17 protein-coding genes are annotated in these 17,742 nt (G+C 70.5%); 16 read left to right on the top strand and 1 reads right to left on the bottom strand.

Annotated features, from left to right (window positions below; translation table 11 throughout):
* The 14 genes from OHS58_RS30800 to OHS58_RS30735 all read left to right on the top strand — a co-directional run bounded on the left by OHS58_RS30800 (position 1) and on the right by OHS58_RS30735 (position 14,852).
* On the top strand, positions 1-570 hold the full coding sequence (locus OHS58_RS30800; RefSeq protein WP_326944444.1) for an FtsB family cell division protein: 570 nt from the start codon (positions 1-3) through the stop codon (positions 568-570).
* 407 nt (positions 571-977) lie between these two features.
* A complete protein-coding gene (locus OHS58_RS30795; protein ID WP_326944443.1) occupies positions 978-1,487 on the top strand; it encodes a DUF501 domain-containing protein in 510 nt (169 codons plus the stop codon).
* A 143-nt stretch (positions 1,488-1,630) separates the two neighbouring features.
* The gene (locus OHS58_RS30790) at positions 1,631-2,800 is read left to right on the top strand and encodes a lytic transglycosylase domain-containing protein (RefSeq protein ID WP_328644847.1); all 1,170 of its coding nucleotides are present in this window, start codon (positions 1,631-1,633) and stop codon (positions 2,798-2,800) included.
* Positions 2,801-2,827: 27 nt separating this feature from the next.
* A complete protein-coding gene (locus OHS58_RS30785; protein WP_328644846.1) occupies positions 2,828-3,781 on the top strand; it encodes a Ppx/GppA phosphatase family protein in 954 nt (317 codons plus the stop codon).
* Positions 3,782-4,086: 305 nt separating this feature from the next.
* Complete coding sequence (locus OHS58_RS30780) at positions 4,087-5,715, top strand: peptide ABC transporter substrate-binding protein (RefSeq protein ID WP_326944440.1); 1,629 nt, start codon at positions 4,087-4,089, stop codon at positions 5,713-5,715.
* 101 nt (positions 5,716-5,816) lie between these two features.
* A complete protein-coding gene (locus OHS58_RS30775; RefSeq protein WP_247057850.1) occupies positions 5,817-6,746 on the top strand; it encodes an ABC transporter permease in 930 nt (309 codons plus the stop codon).
* A complete protein-coding gene (locus tag OHS58_RS30770) occupies positions 6,739-7,692 on the top strand; it encodes an ABC transporter permease (RefSeq protein WP_326944439.1) in 954 nt (317 codons plus the stop codon). The genes OHS58_RS30775 and OHS58_RS30770 overlap by 8 nt, the downstream gene beginning before the upstream one ends.
* A 6-nt stretch (positions 7,693-7,698) precedes the next feature.
* The gene (locus OHS58_RS30765; RefSeq protein WP_328644845.1) at positions 7,699-8,703 is read left to right on the top strand and encodes an ABC transporter ATP-binding protein; all 1,005 of its coding nucleotides are present in this window, start codon (positions 7,699-7,701) and stop codon (positions 8,701-8,703) included.
* On the top strand, positions 8,690-9,727 hold the full coding sequence (locus tag OHS58_RS30760) for an ABC transporter ATP-binding protein (protein ID WP_328644844.1): 1,038 nt from the start codon (positions 8,690-8,692) through the stop codon (positions 9,725-9,727). The genes OHS58_RS30765 and OHS58_RS30760 overlap by 14 nt, the downstream gene beginning before the upstream one ends.
* A gap of 75 nt (positions 9,728-9,802) precedes the next feature.
* The gene (locus OHS58_RS30755) at positions 9,803-11,524 is read left to right on the top strand and encodes a S8 family serine peptidase (RefSeq protein WP_328644843.1); all 1,722 of its coding nucleotides are present in this window, start codon (positions 9,803-9,805) and stop codon (positions 11,522-11,524) included.
* 100 nt (positions 11,525-11,624) lie between these two features.
* Positions 11,625-12,416 carry a hypothetical protein gene (locus OHS58_RS30750; protein WP_328644842.1) on the top strand — a complete coding sequence of 264 codons (792 nt, stop codon included), beginning with the start codon at positions 11,625-11,627 and terminating at the stop codon, positions 12,414-12,416.
* Positions 12,413-13,231, top strand: coding sequence for a hypothetical protein (locus tag OHS58_RS30745; RefSeq protein WP_328644841.1), 819 nt, complete (start codon positions 12,413-12,415; stop codon positions 13,229-13,231). Before OHS58_RS30750 ends, OHS58_RS30745 begins: the two co-directional genes overlap by 4 nt.
* Positions 13,228-14,031: a hypothetical protein gene (locus OHS58_RS30740; RefSeq protein ID WP_328644840.1), complete on the top strand. Its 804-nt coding sequence runs from the start codon at positions 13,228-13,230 to the stop codon at positions 14,029-14,031. The genes OHS58_RS30745 and OHS58_RS30740 overlap by 4 nt, the downstream gene beginning before the upstream one ends.
* Complete coding sequence (locus OHS58_RS30735) at positions 14,028-14,852, top strand: hypothetical protein (RefSeq protein ID WP_328644839.1); 825 nt, start codon at positions 14,028-14,030, stop codon at positions 14,850-14,852. The genes OHS58_RS30740 and OHS58_RS30735 overlap by 4 nt, the downstream gene beginning before the upstream one ends.
* Here OHS58_RS30735 and OHS58_RS30730 read toward each other — a convergent pair.
* On the bottom strand, positions 14,849-16,342 hold the full coding sequence (locus OHS58_RS30730) for a S10 family peptidase (RefSeq protein ID WP_326957754.1): 1,494 nt from the start codon (positions 16,340-16,342) through the stop codon (positions 14,849-14,851). The genes OHS58_RS30735 and OHS58_RS30730 overlap by 4 nt on opposite strands.
* On the opposite strand from OHS58_RS30730, the gene OHS58_RS30725 reads away from it, so the two are divergent.
* Both OHS58_RS30725 and OHS58_RS30720 read left to right on the top strand, forming a co-directional pair.
* Positions 16,341-17,042 (top strand): endonuclease V, encoded by a 702-nt coding sequence (locus OHS58_RS30725; RefSeq protein WP_442875478.1) that lies wholly within the window; start codon positions 16,341-16,343, stop codon positions 17,040-17,042. The two genes, OHS58_RS30730 and OHS58_RS30725, sit on opposite strands and share 2 nt — an antisense overlap.
* Complete coding sequence (locus tag OHS58_RS30720; protein ID WP_328644837.1) at positions 17,039-17,722, top strand: uracil-DNA glycosylase; 684 nt, start codon at positions 17,039-17,041, stop codon at positions 17,720-17,722. The genes OHS58_RS30725 and OHS58_RS30720 overlap by 4 nt, the downstream gene beginning before the upstream one ends.
* Positions 17,723-17,742: the final 20 nt, after the last annotated feature.

Raw genomic sequence — 17,742 nt, 5'->3', positions numbered from 1 at the left:
ATGGCGGACCGGGGGAGGGCACCACGCAGCCGGGGCGGCAGCAGCCGCGCCGCCGGCGGCGGTGCCACGCGGGTAGGCGGGTCCTCGCGAGCCCGCCGCCCCGAGGCGGCGCGGGCCCGCCGCACCGGCGACGCGGAGACGACGAGGGACCGGCTGCGCCGGGGCCTCGCGCAGAAGCGCGCGTCGGGTGCGGCGAAGGTGCTCGGCATGTCCACCACCCGCCGCGCGGCGGTGGTGGCGATCGTGGTGTGCGCCTTGGCGTTCACCATCGCCGTGCCCCTGCGCACGTACCTCTCCCAGCGGACCGAAATCCGCCAGCAGCAGGCGCAGCAGGCGTTGCTGCAGCAGACGGTCGCTCAGCTCCAGGGCCGCAAGGCGGAGCTGAGCGACCCGGCGCAGATCGAGGCGGAGGCGAGGCGCCGGCTGCGGTACGTCAAGCCGGGCGAGACGCCGTACATCGTCCAGCTGCCGGAGGACAAGGCCCAGGACGCGGTCCCACAGCCGGGCCAGCAGCAAGTCCCGGACGGCTCCTGGTACGACAACCTATGGAACCAGGTCTCCGGCGGCTGACGTCCCCGCGGACCGCCGCTGTCCAGCGAGTGGCGTCGCGGCGGGACCAACCCCCGGCTTCGCGAGCCGAACCCGCCTGCGCGAGCAGCACCCGGCGTCCTCGCGGACCGCGCCGAGCGGGCGGGTGTGAGCGGGGCGGGATCCATGGTCCGGCGCTACCGGCGCACGGCGTGGTCGCGGCGAGTTTCCCGCGGATCCTCGGCGCGGCAGGTCATCAGGCGACGCTGCCGGTCGCACGGCAGCGGGCGAGGATCCTCGGCGCCGCCCAGCGAGTGGCACTGCCGGCAGACGCGTCGCGGCGGGACCAACCCCCGGGTTCGCGAGCCGAACCCACCTGCGCGAGCAGTACCCGGCGTCCCCGCGGACCGCCGCCGGGGAGACGTACCCCACGCATTAACCTTGAGTGCGTGAACAGCACGCAGCAGCACCGGTTCGAGCCCGTCACCGACGCCGACCGCGAGGTCATCGCGGCGCAGCTCGGGCGGCCGCCGCGGGCCCTGCGGGCCGTTGCCGCCCGGTGTCCCAGTGGGCACCCCTCCGTGGTGCAGACCAGCCCGCGGCTGGAGAACGGCACGCCGTTCCCGACGCTCTACTACTTGACCTGCCCGAAGCTGAACTCGATGATCGGCACGATCGAGGCGTCCGGGGTCATGAAGGAGATGACCGAGCGGCTCACCACCGATCCCGAGCTGGCCGCGCAGTACCAGCGCACCCACGAGACCTACCTCGCCGAGCGCGACGCGATCGAGCCCCTCGGCCACCAGGTCACCGCCGGCGGCATGCCCGGCCGCGTCAAGTGCCTGCACGTGCACGTCGCGCACTCGCTCGCGGTCGGTCCCGGCGTGAACCCGTTCGGTGACGAGACCCTCGCGCTCCTTAAGGCGAACGGGTGGCCCACGGGAGACTGTGCCGAGTAACGAACGCAGGCCGTGAGGAGATAACTGGTCTGGGTGAGCGAAAACCCCGATCCGGGAAGATCCCGACTCCCGAAGGGGTGAAACCGTGCCCCGGGTACGGCAGGCTGTCACCCGAGGGGTTCCGGCCAGGAGGGTTTCGAGTTATGCGTGTGCGGCGACTGCCTGACGCAGTCGGGAGCTACACCCGAAGATTCGGGATCCGCCACCGCAGCGCGTACCCGATCGTCCTCGGCGTCCTCGCGGTGATCCCGGCCCTGGTGGCCGGCGGTGGCGTCCTCGGCTGGCTCGGCGGCAGCGGTGACCACACCCGCGACGCCGCGCTCGCCCAGGGCTACGATCCCGGCCGCGCCGCCATCCAGCAGATCGCCGTCGACGGCACCCTCCCCGGCGCCCCCATCCCGCTGCCGCTGCCGGCCTACGAGCTGCCCGACGGCCCCCTCGGCATCCCGGCCACCGCGCTCGCCGCGTACCACAACGCCGCCGGCATCCTCGGCCGCGAGCAGCCCGCGTGCCACATCGACTGGGCCCTGATCGCCAGCATCGGCCGCATCGAGTCCAACCACGCCCGCGGCGGGTACGTCGACGCCGCCGGCACCACGCGCGAGCCGATCCTCGGCCCGGAGCTCAACGGCCAGGGCGGGTTCGCCGCGATCCCGGACACCGACCAGGGCCTGCTCGACACGGACCCGGTGTGGGACCGCGCGGTCGGCCCGACCCAGTTCATCCCGGGGACCTGGCGCGGTTACGCCTCCGACGGCAACGGCGACGGCAAGTCCGACCCCAACAACATCTTCGACGCGGCCCTGGCCACCGGCCGTTACCTCTGCTCGGGCGGCTTCGACCTGGGCAACCCGGACCAGCTGCGCGGCGCGATCTACCGCTACAACAACTCCGACACGTACGTGAACACGGTCGTCCTCTGGGCCGACGCGTACCGCAGCGGCATCATGCAGATCCCGGACAGCACGATCCCGATCGGCGCGCCCAACGCGGCGTCCGGGCCCCCGCCGCCGTCGATCCCGCCCCCGCCGGTCCCGACGACGACGCCGAGCGCCCCGCCGACGACGACCACGCCGGGCGGCACGTCGACCGCGCCGACGACGTCGAAGCCGTGCGCTCCGCCGACGACCACGCCGACCACGACGACGGAGATCAGCGTCACCACGGTCCCGTCCCCGACGACGACACCGACGCCGCCCAGCACCACGCCCGGCGGTCCGACCACGACGCCGACTCCGAGCTGCGGCGCGGTCGTCACCTCGGTCTCGACGTCGGTCACCACGACCACGACGACACTGGCACCCACCAGCTGAGAAGTCCGTGGCAGCTAAGGTTGATCCATGCCTCGTGTTGCCGCGATCGACTGTGGGACCAACTCCATCCGCCTGCTCGTCGCCGAGCTGACCCCGCGCCACGACGGCACGGTGGACCTGCGCGACCTGCACCGCGAGATGCGGATCGTCCGGCTCGGCCAGGGCGTCGACGCCACCGGTGAGCTCGCCCCCGAAGCGCTCGAACGCACCCGCGTCGCGCTCGCCGACTACACGATCGCGGCCCGCCGCAAGGGGGCCGAGAAGGTGCGCATGGTCGCCACCTCCGCGACCCGCGACGCGAAGAACCGCGACGACTTCTTCCGCATGACGCGCGAGACCCTCGGCGTCGAGGCCGAGGTGATCACCGGCGACGAGGAAGCCCGGCTCAGCTTCACCGGCGCCGTCGGGGAGCAGGACCCGGACGACGGCCCGTTCGTCGTGGTCGACGTCGGCGGCGGCTCGACCGAGCTCGTCCTCGGCACCTGGGACGGCCGCAAGGCCGAGGTGCTCGCCGCGAAGTCCGTCGACATCGGGTGCGTCCGGATCACCGAGCGCGCCCTCAAGAGCGACCCGCCGACCGCCGGCGAGATCGCCGCCGCCCGCGACCTCGCCGGGAAGGTGCTGGCCGAGGCGTTCGACGTCGTCGACGTCTCGCGCGCGAAGACCTGGGTCGGCGTCGCCGGCACGGTGACGACGCTCTCGGCCATCGCGCTCGGCCTCGCGGAGTACGACAGCGAGCGCGTCCACCTGTCCAAGCTGGACGCCGCGGACATCGACCGGCTCGCCTCGGGCCTGCTGCAGGCCGACCACGCGACCCGCGCGGCGAACCCGGTGATCCACCCCGGCCGGGTCGACGTGATCGGCGGCGGCGCCGTGGTGGTCCAGATCCTCGCCGAGCAGCTCGCGGCCCGCGGCGGCCCGACGGAGCTGATCGTCAGCGAGCACGACATCCTCGACGGCATCGCTCTTTCGCTCGTCTAGACCAGTCACGTTCGGTCACTTCGACGTCACGCGCCCGCGGCGGTGGTCCCGGCCGCCGCCGCCCGTTCGCGTGCCCGAAACAGCTTGTGCCACAAGGGATTTCGCGACCAACCCTCGGTGAGCGCACGATGACAAGGCGTCCGGACTACTCCGTCCGGAGTATCCGGTTACCTACGTTGGTTGTGCTCCAACCAGGTGGTCCTGACGGTCGTCACACATTTGCAACACCGCACTCCTGTGATCACCTTCGCCGCCCCCGATAGCGTGCGTCCCATCTTTCGGACAGCCGGATTGTGGAGGGGATCATGCGTCGTTCGCGCAGGCTCTGGGGAAGTTCCGCGGTGGTGACCACGCTGGCACTGGTGCTCGCCGCCTGTGGCGGTGGTAGCTCAGGCGACTCCACGGGCTCGGGCGGGACGGACCCGGACGGCACGGTCAGCGTCTACGGCACGGAACCGCAGAACGCGCTGGTCCCGACCAACATCAACGACCTCGGCGGCACCAAGGCCATCCAGGTCATGTTCGCCACGCTGGTCGGCTTCAAGGGAGCGGACGCACAGCCGTTCAACCTGATGGCCGACTCGATCACGACGACCGACTCCAAAGTCTACGACATCAAGATCAAGCAGGGCTGGAAGTTCCACGACGGCACCGAGGTGAAGGCGCACAACTTCGTCGACGCCTGGAACTACGGGGCCTACGGCCCGAACGGCCAGCTCAACACCGACTTCTTCTCGAACATCCAGGGCTACAAGGACGTCCACCCCGCGGACGAGAACGCCAAGCCGGCCACGGACAAGATGTCCGGCCTGGTCCTCAAGGGCGACTACGAGTTCCAGGTGACGCTGGACGGGCCGTTCTCGGTGTTCTCGATCAAGGTCGGCTACCAGGCGTTCGCGCCGCTGCCCGACGTGTTCTTCAAGGACCCCAAGGGCTTCGAGCAGCACCCGGTCGGCAACGGCCCGATGAAGTTCGTCTCGCGGACGCCGAACCAGGACATCAAGCTCACCCGCTTCGACGACTACAAGGGTGACGACAAGGTCCACTTCAAGGACCTGAACATCAAGATCTACGCCAGCCAGGAGACGGCCTACCAGGACCTGCTGAGCGGCCGGCTCGACTTCATGGAGGCGCTGCCGCCGTCGGCCGTCGCGGGCGGCAAGTACAAGGCCGACCTGGGCGACCGCCTGGTCACCGGCCACCTGCTCGGGATCAGCACCATCGCGCTGCCGTACTACGTCCCGGGTTACGACAACCTGGAGCTGCGCAAGGCGGTCTCGATGGCGATCGACCGGGCCCAGATCACCAAGACCGTCATGAACGACACCTACGTGCCCGCGGACAGCTACATCGCCCAGGGCATCCCGGGTGCCCGCGCCGGTGTCTGCCAGTTCTGCAAGTTCGACCCGGCCGCGGCGAAGGAAGCCTTCGCGAAGTCCGGCTTCAAGGGCAAGCTGACGATCGCGTCCAACGCGGACGGCGGCCGCAAGGAACCGCTGACCGCGGCGTGCAACAGCATCAAGAACACCCTCGGCGTCGAGTGCGACTTCGTGCCGGCCACCGACTTCGGCCAGTGGCGCAGCATCGTGACCGGCAAGAAGCTGACGGGCATGGGCCGGTCGGACTGGTCCGCGGACTACCCGTCCATCGAGGACTTCCTCAACCCGATCTACAAGACCGGTGGCTCCTCGAACGACTCGTCGTACTCGAACCCGCAGGTCGACTCGGTCCTCGCCCAGGCGGACGCCACGGCCGACAAGGACGCCGCGGTCAAGCTGTACCAGCAGGCCGAGGACCTGATCGCGAAGGACCTGCCCTCGATCCCGGTGTGGGACGAGAAGGGCGTCGCGGCGAAGTCGAAGAACCTCAAGTCCGCGGGCCTGGACTTCCGGCGCATGCCGGACTACCCGTCCATCGAGGTCCTGAAGAAGTGACGCGCTGACCTGCCGTAACCACCACACGGCGTCGTGAGTGGTAATGAGGGTTCTAACCCGAATTACCACTCACGACGGCCGGCGCGCACTAGGAATCCGTCATGATCCGCTATGTCCTGCGACGGCTGCTCCAGCTGATCCCGGTCTTCTTCGGCACCACGTTCCTGATCTACGTCCTGGTCTGGGCCGTGCCCGGCGACCCGTTCGCCGGCAAGTGCGGGCAGACCGCCTGCCCCCAGGCCTACATCGCGCAGATGACCGAGAAGTTCCACCTGGCCGACAACATCTTCGTCCAGTACTTCAAGTACCTCGGGAGCCTGTTCACCGGCGACTGGGGCGAGACCTTCAACGGCACCTCGGTCGGCGAGCTGATCGCGACGTCGTACCCGATCACGCTGCGCCTGGCCGTGGTCGCGGTGGTCATCGAGGCCGTCATCGGCCTCACCGCCGGCGTGCTGACCGGCCTGCGCGGCAAGGGTTTCCTCGACAACCTGGTGCTGGTCTCGACCACGTTCCTGATCTCGCTGCCGGTGTTCGTCACGGCGATCGTGCTGCAGCTGGCCCTGGGCACCAACGGCCTCGGCCTGATCGAGGCCAGCGTGTCCGACAACCCCAGCATCGGCGAGCTGATCGTGCCCGGCATCGCGCTGGGCAGCCTGTCCATGGCCTACGTCGCCCGGCTGTCGAGAACGAGCATCGCCGAGAACCGCCGCGCCGACTACGTCCGGACGGCGATCGCGAAGGGCCAGCCCACCAGCCGCGTCGTCGGCGTCCACCTGCTGCGCAACTCGGTGATCCCGGTGCTGACGTTCCTCGGCACCGACCTCGGCGCCCTGATGGGCGGCGCGATCGTCACCGAAGGCGTGTTCAACATCAACGGCCTCGGCGGCCTCATCTTCCGCGGCATCCAGAACCGGGAGAGCGCCACCGTCGTCGGCGTGGTCGTCCTGCTGGTGCTGGTGTACCTGCTGATGAGCCTGATCGTCGACCTGCTCTACGCCGTTCTCGACCCGAGGATCCGCTATGACTGACCCGAACCTGGTGGGCGGCGGCGGGGCCGACGCGGCCGAGCTGTCCCGCATCGACGACTCCGCGACCAGCCCGCAGAAACCCCGCAGCCTGGCGGCCGACGCCTGGCGCCAGCTGCGCCGCAAGCCGGCGGTCGTCGTCTCGGCGGTGATCATCCTGGTCATCGTGCTGATCGCGATCGCGCCCGGCCTGTTCAGCTCGCGCGACGCGGGCTTCAGCGACCTGACCCACGCCAACGAAGGCCCGTCCGGTGCCGCCTGGTTCGGCTACGACAACCAGGGCGCCGACGTCTACGCCAGGGTGATCTACGGGACCCGCGCGTCGCTGCTGGTCGGGGTGTTCTCGACGCTGCTGACCGTGCTCTTCGGTTCGCTCGTCGGCATCGTCGCCGGGTACTACGGCCGGTTCGTCGACAGCCTGCTGTCGCGCTTCGGCGACATCTTCGCCGGCCTGCCGTTCGTGCTCGGCGCGATCGTCATCCTGACGACGTTCAACGCGCCCGGCACGAGCCCGGGCGCGGTCACGATCATCGTCCAGGTGGTGTGCTCGATCGCCGTGCTGAGCTGGCCGGTCGCGATGCGCATCATGCGGTCGGCGACGCTGGTGGCCAAGCAGCTCGACTACGTCAAGGCCGCGCGCGGCCTCGGCGCGAGCACGCCGCGGATCATCTTCCGGCACCTGCTGCCGAACACGGTCGCGCCGGTGCTGGTGTACGCGACCATCGCGCTCGGCGCGTTCATCGGCGCCGAGGCGACCCTGGCCTACCTGGGCATCGGCGTGCGCGCGCCGGTGATCTCGTGGGGCGTGATGATCAGCGACTCGCGGGACTACTTCCGCAGCGACCCGCACATGCTGCTGTTCCCGGGTGCCTTCGTCACCCTGACCGTGCTGGCCTTCGTGATGCTGGGTGACGGCATCCGCGACGCGCTCGATCCGAAGTCGAGGTAGATCCCCTTGTCCGACAACGAACTCCTGCTTGAGGTAGAGGATCTGCACGTCGAGTTCCGCACCTCGGACGGTGTGGCGAACGTGCTCAACGGCGTCGGCTACTCGGTGCACGCCGGGGAGACCCTGGCCGTGCTCGGCGAGTCCGGCTCCGGCAAGAGCGTCACGGCGCAGACCGTGATGGGCATCCTCGACACGCCGCCCGGCGTGATCACCGGCGGCGCCGTGTGCTGGCGCGGCGAGGACCTGCTGACGGCGTCCGAGGACCGCCGCCGGGAGGTGCGCGGCAGCGAGATCGCGATGATCTTCCAGGACGCGCTGTCCGCGCTGAACCCGGTGTTCACCGTGGGGTTCCAGATCGAGGAGCAGCTGCGGGTGCGGCTCGGGATGTCCCGCAAGGACGCCCGCAAGCGCGCGATCGAGCTGCTGGACATCGTCCGCATCCCGGCCGCCGACCGGCGGCTCAAGGACTACCCGCACCAGTTCTCCGGCGGGATGCGCCAGCGCGCGATGATCGCGATGTCGCTGGCCCTGGACCCGGACCTGCTCATCGCCGACGAGCCGACCACCGCCCTCGACGTCACCGTGCAGGCCCAGATCATGGACCTGCTGGGGGAGATCCAGGCCGAACGCAAGATGGGGCTGGTGCTCATCACCCACGACCTGGGCGTGGTCGCCGAGGTCGCGGACCGGATCGCGGTGATGTACGCGGGCCGGATCGTCGAGCAGGCCGACGTCGTCGAGCTGTTCCGCGCGCCGGCCCACCCCTACACCGCCGCGCTGATGGACTCCCTGCCCCGGCTCGACCTCAAGGGACAGACGCTGGAGACCATCAAGGGCCTGCCGCCGAGCCTGCTCGACGTCCCGCCCGGCTGCCCGTTCCACCCGCGCTGCAAGCGGGCCGAGGACCGCTGTTCCTCGGAAGTCCCGGCGCCCCGCGGGATCGGCTTCGGCCGGACCAGCGCGTGCCACTTCGCCGAAGATGTGGTGGTGAACTCCCGTGGCAGTGTCTGATGCCGCTTCCGCTGAGAAGAGCACGTCGGCGGAACCCATTCTTTCCGTCAACGACCTCAAGAAGTACTTCCCGGTCCGCACCGGCGTCCTGTTCAAGCGGACAGTCGGCCAGGTCAAGGCGGTCGACGGCGTCTCGTTCGACCTGCTGCCCGGCGAGACGCTCGGCGTCGTCGGCGAGTCCGGCTGCGGCAAGTCGACGCTGGCCCAGGTGCTGATGCGCCTGGAGGAACCGACGGGCGGCACCGCGAAGTTCGAGGGCCGCGACATCTTTTCGATGCGCGGCAACGAACTGCGCAAGCTGCGGCGCGAGATCCAGATCGTGCTGCAGGACCCGTACACGTCGCTGAACCCGCGGATGACCGTCGGCGACATCGTCGGCGAGCCGTTCGAGATCCACACCGACGTCGCGCCGAAGGGCTCGCGGGCGAAGAAGGTGCAGGAGCTGCTGGAGGTGGTCGGGCTCAACCCCGAGCACCTCAACCGCTACCCGCACCAGTTCTCGGGCGGGCAGCGCCAGCGCATCGGCATCGCGCGGGCGCTGGCGTTGCGGCCCAAGGTGATCATCTGCGACGAGCCGGTGTCCGCGTTGGACGTCTCGATCCAGGCGCAGGTGATGAACCTGCTCGGCGACCTGCAGGACGAGTTCGGGTTGTCGTACGTCTTCATCGCGCACGACCTTTCGGTGGTGCGGCACCTGTCCAACCGGGTCGCGGTGATGTACCTCGGCAAGGTCGTCGAGATCGGCACCGACGAGGAGATCTACGAGCGACCGTCCCACCCGTACACCCAGGCGCTGCTGTCCGCGGTGCCGGTGGCGGACCCGGCGCTGCGCGGGCAGCGGCAGGTCATCCGGCTGACCGGCGACGTGCCGAGCCCGCTGGATCCGCCGTCCGGCTGCCGGTTCCGCACGCGGTGCTGGAAGGCGCAGGACATCTGCGCGTCGGAGGTACCGGAACTCGTGCCGCGGACCGACGGGCACTTGTCAGCATGTCACTTCGCGGAGCAGAAGTCGGTTGTTCCATAACGTACGTTTGGCCGTTGTAACCACATTGTCCGATCTATACGGTCCGGAGGGAACCGCTTTCCGAGGAGGAGAAACGTGAAGAGACCCAGGCTTCTCGCCGCGGCGCTGGCCGTCCCGCTGTTCGGGGCGCTCACCGCGGTGGCGGTCCCGGTGGCGTCCGCGCAGCCCGCGCTGGCCGGCCCCGCGACCGAGTTCACCGTGCTCGCCAAGGACGTCCAGAGTGTCGCGAGCGCGCAGAAGGCGATCCGCGACGCGGGTGGCACGGTGCTGGAGACCAACAGCGCGGTCGGCCTGATCAAGGCCAGCGCCCCGGCGACCGGCTTCACCGAGCGCGTCTCGGCGAACCGGTCCGTGTTCGGCGCGGCCAAGGCGCAGGTCATCGGCTCGGTGCCGAAGGACGGCAAGAAGGCCAAGAACAACAACGTCGAGAAGGAAGGCCGCGGCACGGCCAAGGGGAACGCCGCCGCGAAGAAGGCCCTCGGACTGGACCCGCTGGACGACCAGCTCTGGGGCCTCAAGTCCGTCCGATCGGACCTTTCCCGCACCAAGCAGCCGGGCAGCAAGCAGGTCAAGGTCGGCATCATCGACACCGGCATCGACGGCACGCACCCGGACATCGCGCCGAACTTCGACGCGGCCGACTCGCGCAACTTCGTCAAGGACATCCCGTTCGACGTCAACGGCGTCGAGGTCGACGGCCCGTGCGAGTTCCGCGGCTGCGTCGACCCGGTGAACCACGACGACGGCGCCCACGGCACCCACGTCGCCGGCACGATCGCCGCCGCGGCCAACGGCTTCGGCGTCTCGGGTGTCGCGCCGAACGTGACGCTGGTGAACATCCGCGCCGGCCAGGACTCGGGGTACTTCTTCCTGCAGCCGACCGTCGACGCGCTGACCTACGCCGGCGACGCCGGCATCGACGTGGTCAACATGAGCTTCTACACCGACCCGTGGCTGTACAACTGCACCGCGAACCCGGCCGACTCGGCCGCGGAGCAGGCCGAGCAGCGCACGATCATCGAGGCGACGCAGCGCGCGCTGAACTACGCGCACAAGAAGGGCGTCACGATGGTGGTCGCGCTGGGCAACCAGCACACCGACCTCGGCGCGCCGCAGCCGGACACCACCAGCCCGGACTACCCGGCGAACACCACGCACCCGCGCGCCGTCGACAACAGCTCGTGCCTCAACCTGCCGGTCGAGGGCAACCACACGATCGGCGTCGGCGCGTTCGGCCCGTCGCAGGCGAAGGCGGACTACTCGAACTACGGCACCGAGCAGATCTCGGTTTCCGCACCGGGCGGCTACTTCCGCGACGGTTTCGGCACGCCGTGGTTCCGCACGGTCGAGAACGAGATCCTCTCGACGTACCCGAAGAACGTGGGTGTGGCCGAAGGCAACATCGACGCGGCGGGCAACGTGACACCGGCGGGTGTCGCACTGGGCGTCCAGAAGGCCACGGCCGCGGACGGCCGCGTCGGCTACTACCAGTGGCTGCAGGGCACGTCGATGGCCACACCGCACGCGGCGGGCGTCGCGGCGCTGATCGTCTCGCAGTACGGCAAGAAGTCCGGCGCCGGCTTCGGCCTGGACCCGGACAAGGTCCAGCGCGTCCTCGAGGGCACGGCGTCGAAGATCGCCTGCCCGGTCCCCCGCACGGTGGACTACCTGGACGAAGGCCGCGACGCCACGTTCACGGCAACGTGCACGGGTGACGCGTCGTTCAACGGCTTCTACGGCCACGGCGCCGTCGACGCCTACGCGGCGGTGACCCACGGGTCGCAGTACCTGAAGTAACTCTCGCCGAGACGGCCCGCTTCCCTTCCGGGAGGCGGGCCGTTTTCGGGTCAACCTTTTGACCGGTTCGTGCGTGTACTTCCCGAGGCGAGGGGGAGACGTGTACGAACCGACGGAGGCCGAGGTCGACGCGGCCGGGTTGTGGCTGGCCAAACGCGGCGTCGAGGTGGCGCGGCCGACGCCGTTGCTCGCGCTGCGGCTGGGCGCGCGCCGGGCCGCGCGGCCGCCGGGGTACTGGGCGTGGTGCTTCCTGGTGCTGGTGGTGGTCGTGGTCGCCGGTGGCGTCCTGCAGTTCCTGGCGCTCTGGCTCCACACGCCCATGGGCGGCGTGGTCTTCGCGGCCTACGCCGGCGTGGTGGTGCTCGTCTGGCTCCCGGTGCGCTGGGCGGACCGGCGAGCCGCGGCCCTGCTGGGCGACCGGCGGCTCGACGTGCCCCGGCCGCCGTGGCGGGAGTCGCTGGACGGCTGGTACCTGGCCTCGGTGCTGATCACCTTCGGCGGGGGCGCGCTCCTGGCCGTCGCGATGTGCGTGACGACGTCCGCGTGGGTCTGGGCGGTGGGCTGGCTCGGGATGCTCGCGATCGGCGCGCTCGTGGTGGCGGTGGTCCTCACCGGCGTGGTCCGGCGGCCGGTCCTCGCCGAGGACGAGACGTCGCTGATGATCGACGCCGTCGTGCGGGCCGAGGACCCGTACGTCACCTTGCCCGCGCTGTTCGCGCTGCCGGTGCTCTTCGACCCCCTGACGACGGGCCGGCAGCCGCACGAGTTCACGCCGTGGCTCGTCGGTTACGTCGTCCTCGCCTTCGCGACCCTGCTCGTCGGCCGCTACCGGCAGTACCGGCGCCGGCTGCTGCCGGAGGGGACCTACGGCGTCGAGGTGGTGGTCCGATGATCATGGTGACCGCCGCGGAGCAGGAAGCGGCCCGGCGCTGGCTGGCCAAGCGCGGGCAGCGGGTCGAGCGGCCGACGCCGGTGCTGACCGCGTTGATCGCGACGAGGCAGGCCTTCAACGGCCGCTGGTTCCCGCGCTACATCGGCTACGTGCTGCTCGTCTTCGTCGGCGGGCTGGGGTACACGCGGCTCTTCGGACCGGGAATGACCGAAAGCTACCCCGTCTACTTCAGCTATTTCGCGCTCCAGTTCGCCGCCCGGGACAGCAGTCACCTCCGCTTGCGGGAACTCCGTGAGTCCGTCCCGTCGCGGAAGCCCGCGGAACCGTGGTGGCAGGTCCTCGGCGGCTGGTTCCTCGCGTCCGTCGCGGTCGCGTTCGGGGGCGGGATCGCGCTCGCCGTCACGATGTACGCGACGACGCCGTCCCGGACGTACGCCGTGAGCTGGCTGGGGCTGCTCGCGCTGAGCGCCCTCGTCAGCGGCTGGGTCCTGGTCAGCGTGCTCCGTCGCCCGCTCATCGCCGACGGCGCCGAATCGCTGGCCGTCGCCCGGGCCCTCCGGGTCGAGGCGATCTACGCGGCGTCACCGCTGATGGCGGTCCTGCCGCTGGTGATGGACCCGCTCCTGGGGAACCACCAGCCGCCGTCGTTCACGCCGTGGCTGGCCGGCTACGTCGTACTGGTGCTGGTTCTGCAGGTGGTCGGCTACGTCCGGCACCTGCGCCGCTCCCGGACGCTGCCGCCGGGCCACTACGGCACGCCGCTGCCGGACCTGGACGTCCCCGTCGACTGGTCACCCCCGCAGGAGGCCCGATGATCGAGGTGACCGCGGCGACGGAATCGGCCGCGCTGAAGTGGCTGGCGGGCCACGGTCAGCGCGTCGGCCGGCCGGCGCCGGTGCTGACCGCGCTGATCGCCACCAGACAGCCGTCGCGGTGGTGGCGCTACTTCCTCTACATCGTGGTCGCCAGTTCCTTCGGGGTGGCGTATTCGCTGTTGTTCGGTCACGGCATGACCGAGAGCGTCCCGATCTACTTCCTCTACTTCGGGATGCAGCTCTCGATGTGGGACGGCTTCCGCCGCAACGACCGGGCCCTGCGCGCGTGGGGCCCGTCGCGGAAGCCGGCCGAACCGTGGTGGCAGGTCGTCGGCGGCTGGTTCCTGGTGTCCGTCGTGGTCGCGTTCGGCGGCGGGATCGCGCTCGCCGTCTCGATGTACCCGACGGACCGAACGTACGCGGCGAGCTGGCTGGGCTTGCTGATCTTGAGCGCGTTGTGCACCGGCTGGGTCCTGGTCGGCACCGTCCGCCGTCCGCTCTTCGCCGAAACCGCCGAATCCCTCGCCGTCGCCCGGACGTTGCGCGCCGATCAGGTCTACGTCGTGACGCCGATCCTGGTGGTCGTCCCGCTGGTGATGGACCTGCTGGAGGACAGGCTGCCGCCGGGCTTCACGTCCTGGCTGGCCGGCTACTCCGCGGCGGTGGTGCTCCTGCAGGCGGTCGCCATCATCCGGCACGTGCGCCGGTACCGGAGGCTGCCACCGGGCGACTACGGCACGCCGCCGGTCCCGGATCCGGGCACCCCGGTGGACTGGTCGCCGCCACAGGAGGCCCGATGATCGAGGTGACGTCGGCGGAGGAGTCGGCGGCGTTGAAGTGGCTGGCCAAGCGAGGACAGCCCGTCGGACGCCCGACGCCGCTGCTCACCGCGCTGATCGCCACCAGACGGTCGCTGTACAGCCGCGGTCTGCCGCGCTACTTCGCGATCGTGGTCGGCATCTGCGTCATCGGCAGTGGCTATTCGCTGTTGTTCGGGCCTGGAGCGACCCGGAGCGACGTCGCGTACTTCATCTACTTCGGGATCCAGCTGTCGATGTGGGACGGCATCCGGTGGCACGAGCGGAAACTCGGTGCGTCGGTCCCGTCGCGGAGCCCGGCGGAGCCCTGGTGGCAGGCCCTGGGCGGCTGGTACCTGGTTTCGGTCGTGGCCGCGTTCGGCGGCGGGATCGCGCTTGCCGTCACGATGTACTTCACGACAGCGGCTCGGACGTACGCGGTGAGCTGGCTGGGTCTGCTCGTCCTGAGCGCGCTCTGCTGCGGCTGGATCCTGACAGGCGTCCTCCGCGGCAGGGACTTCGGCGAGACCCCGGAATCCCTGGCCGTCCACCGGGCGTTGCGCACCGAGCGGCTCTACCTCGCGATGCCGGGGTTCGTGGTCTTCCCGGTCATCCTGGAGCTGCTGTGGCCGAGCAGGCGGCCGCCGGCGGAGGTCACGTCGTGGCTGGCGGGCTACATCGCGGTGGTGGTGGTCCTCCAGCTGATCAGCGGCACCCTGCACTGGCGCCGGCAGCGGCGGCTGCCACCGGGCGACTACGGCCGGCCGCTGCCGACGGCGTCCGGTCCGGCTCGAGCCGGACCGGACGCCACCGGATCGCCCTAGCGGTTCGACGCCTTCTTGACGAACTTCCCGAGGTCCTTGGCCTGCTGCACCCGGGTCGGCTCGTGGACGTACATCATGTGTCCCGCCGGGTAGTACGCCGTGTCGATGTTGTCGCGCAGTTCCTCCGGGATCTGCAGGTGCGCCAAGACGTGCTCGGCCGCGAAGTACGCCGTCGCGCCGTCGTAGTGGCCGAACGCGACGTGGACCTTCAGGTGCGGGTTCGCGCGCATCGCCGCGCTCACCGAGTCGACCACCGAGATCGAGCGGCCCTCGAACTCCTTGTACGACCACGCCTTGAACGTGTCCTCGTGGATGATCTCGTACGGCAGGTCGTTCTCGTAGCCCAGCTCGGCCCGCACGTAGTGGTTGAACGCCGCCGAGTACGCGCCGATCACCCGGGAGATCGACGGGTCGTCGCTCATGTGCTCGCGGCCGCCGTCCGGCTCCCACGTCGTGAAGCGGCCGTCCATCCGGCCGACCGTGAGGCCGCGGTCGCGCAGCAGCTCGGTGAAGAACCGGACGTGCTCGATCCGCAGGTTGACCCGGTCCACATAGGACTCGGTGAGCCCGGTCAGCGACGCCAGCGTGGCGACGGCGTCGGCCCGGTCCTGTGTGGACAGCCGGGCGCCGCGCGCCAGCGCCCACGGCAGGTCCTTCGCCGCGAAGTCCTCGGCGTCGGCGAGGACGTCGTCGAGCGGGCGCTCGCCGTGCAGGCCGTGGTAGTGCGCGATCGCCGCGTACGTCGGCACGTACAGCGAGTACGGCAGGTCGTTGCCCTCGCTGAACTGCAGCGTGCCGAGGTCGAGCACCGACGAGATGAGCAGCAGGCCGTTGAGGTAGAGCCCGTGGCGGTCCTGCAGGTGCGCGGCCAGCCCGGCGGCGCGCAGCGTGCCGTACGACTCGCCGGCCAGGAACTTCGGCGACAGCCAGCGCTCGTGGCGTGACACCCAGAGCCGGATGACCTCGCCGACCGACTCGATGTCGCCCTTGAAACCGTGGAAGTCCTTCGTCTCGCCGCCCTCGGCCGCGCGCGAGTAGCCCGTCGACACCGGGTCGATGAACACCAGGTCGCTGTGCACCAGCAGCGTCTCGGGGTTGTCGGCCAGCCCGTACGGCGGCGGCTCCGGGTTGTCGACGTCGCCGGAGAGCACCCGCCGCGGCCCGAGCAGCCCCATGTGCAGCCAGATGCTCGACGAGCCGGGCCCGCCGTTGAAGGCGAACGTCACCGGCCGCGAGCCGGGTTCGGCGTCGTCGAGGGTGTAGGAGGTGATGAAGACCTCGGCCTTCGCCTTCGGCCCCTCGGACTTGCCGTCCTTCACGACCTCCTTGCGGAGGACGATCCGCCCGGCCTTCGCCGTGTAGGACAGCGTCTTCCGCTTCACGGTGAGCGTGTGCTGGGTCGTGACGATGTCGTCGGCCGGCTCGGCCGGGAGCTCCTTGATCTCCGGAGTCGTCTTCTCGGGAGCCTCTTCGGGGGTCGTGTCCGCCATGGACCCCAACTTAGCCGGATCACTGTGGCAGGGTGACTTGGTGCACACCGACGACTGGCCGGCGACGATCGCCGACGCGCTCGCCGTGCAGGAACGGCTGCGCGGCGAAGTCGACCTGACCGACGACGTCCCGGAGCTGCCCCCGACGGTGACCGGCCTGGACGTCGCCTACGACGAGGCCGACGGGATCGCCGCCGCGGTCGTCACGCTGGAGACGGCGGGGCTGACCGTGGTGGAGGAGCGGACGGTCCGCGCCAAGGCCGTCTTCCCGTACGAGCCGGGCCTGTTCGCCTTCCGCGAGCTGCCGCCGCTGCTGGCCGCGCTCGAGCGGCTCGACCACGAGCCCGACGTCCTGGTCTGCGACGGCCACGGCCTCGCCCACCCGCGGCGCTTCGGGCTCGCGTGTCACCTGGGCGTGCTGACTGGGCGGCCCGCGTTCGGCGTCGGCAAGACGCGGTTCGTCGGCTCGCACGACGAGCCGGAGCACGCGCGCGGCTCGTCGGCGCCGCTGGTCGACGCGGGGGAGGTCGTCGGCGCGGTGCTGCGCACCCAGGACGGCGTCAAGCCGGTGTACGTCTCGGCCGGGCACCGCATCGACCTGGCTCACGCGTGCCGGCTGACGCTCGCGCTGGCGCCGCGCTACCGGCTGCCCGAGACGACGCGGCAGGCCGACCGGCTGTCCCGGGTGGCGCTGCGATGAGGACGCTCGCCCAGCTCGACGCCGCCGTCTCCGCGTGCCGCGCCTGCCCGCGGCTGGTCGAGTGGCGCGAGGGCGTCGCGGGCACGAAGGCGGCGTTCCGCGGCGAGGAGTACTGGGCGCGGCCGGTGCCGGGCTTCGGGCCGTCGGACGCCAAGCTCGCCGTGGTCGGGCTGGCGCCGTCGGCGCACGGCGCGAACCGCACCGGCCGGATGTTCACCGGCGACCCGTCGGGTGACTTCCTGTTCCGGGTGCTGCACGAGGTCGGGCTCGCGTCGCAGCCGACGTCGACGGCGATCGGCGACGGCCTCGAGCTGTACGGCACGCGGCTCGTCGCGCCGGTGCGCTGCGCGCCGCCGGAGAACAAGCCGACGCCGGCCGAGCGCGACACGTGCCGATCGTGGCTCGCGGAGGAGCTGACGCTGTTACGTCCGACACTGCGCTCGATCGTGGTGCTCGGCGCGTTCGGCTGGCAGGCGTTGCTGCCCGTGCTCGCCGCGGCGGGCTGGCCGGTGCCGTCGCCGCGTCCCGCGTTCGGCCACGGCACGGTCCTGAAGCTCGGCGACCTGCGGATTTTCGGCTGTTATCACGTCTCGCCGCGCAATGTCCAGACCGGGCTCCTGACCCACACGATGGTGGCCGACGTCTTCCGCGCCGCGACCTCGGTGACGGCCTCGGACTGAATCGTTACGGAAGGTGCAGC

Source organism: Amycolatopsis sp. NBC_00348 (genome assembly GCF_036114655.1).
GTDB lineage: Bacteria > Actinomycetota > Actinomycetes > Mycobacteriales > Pseudonocardiaceae > Amycolatopsis.
Note: the sequence above shows the minus strand (reverse complement) of the source record. Positions and strands in the feature narration are given on the sequence as shown.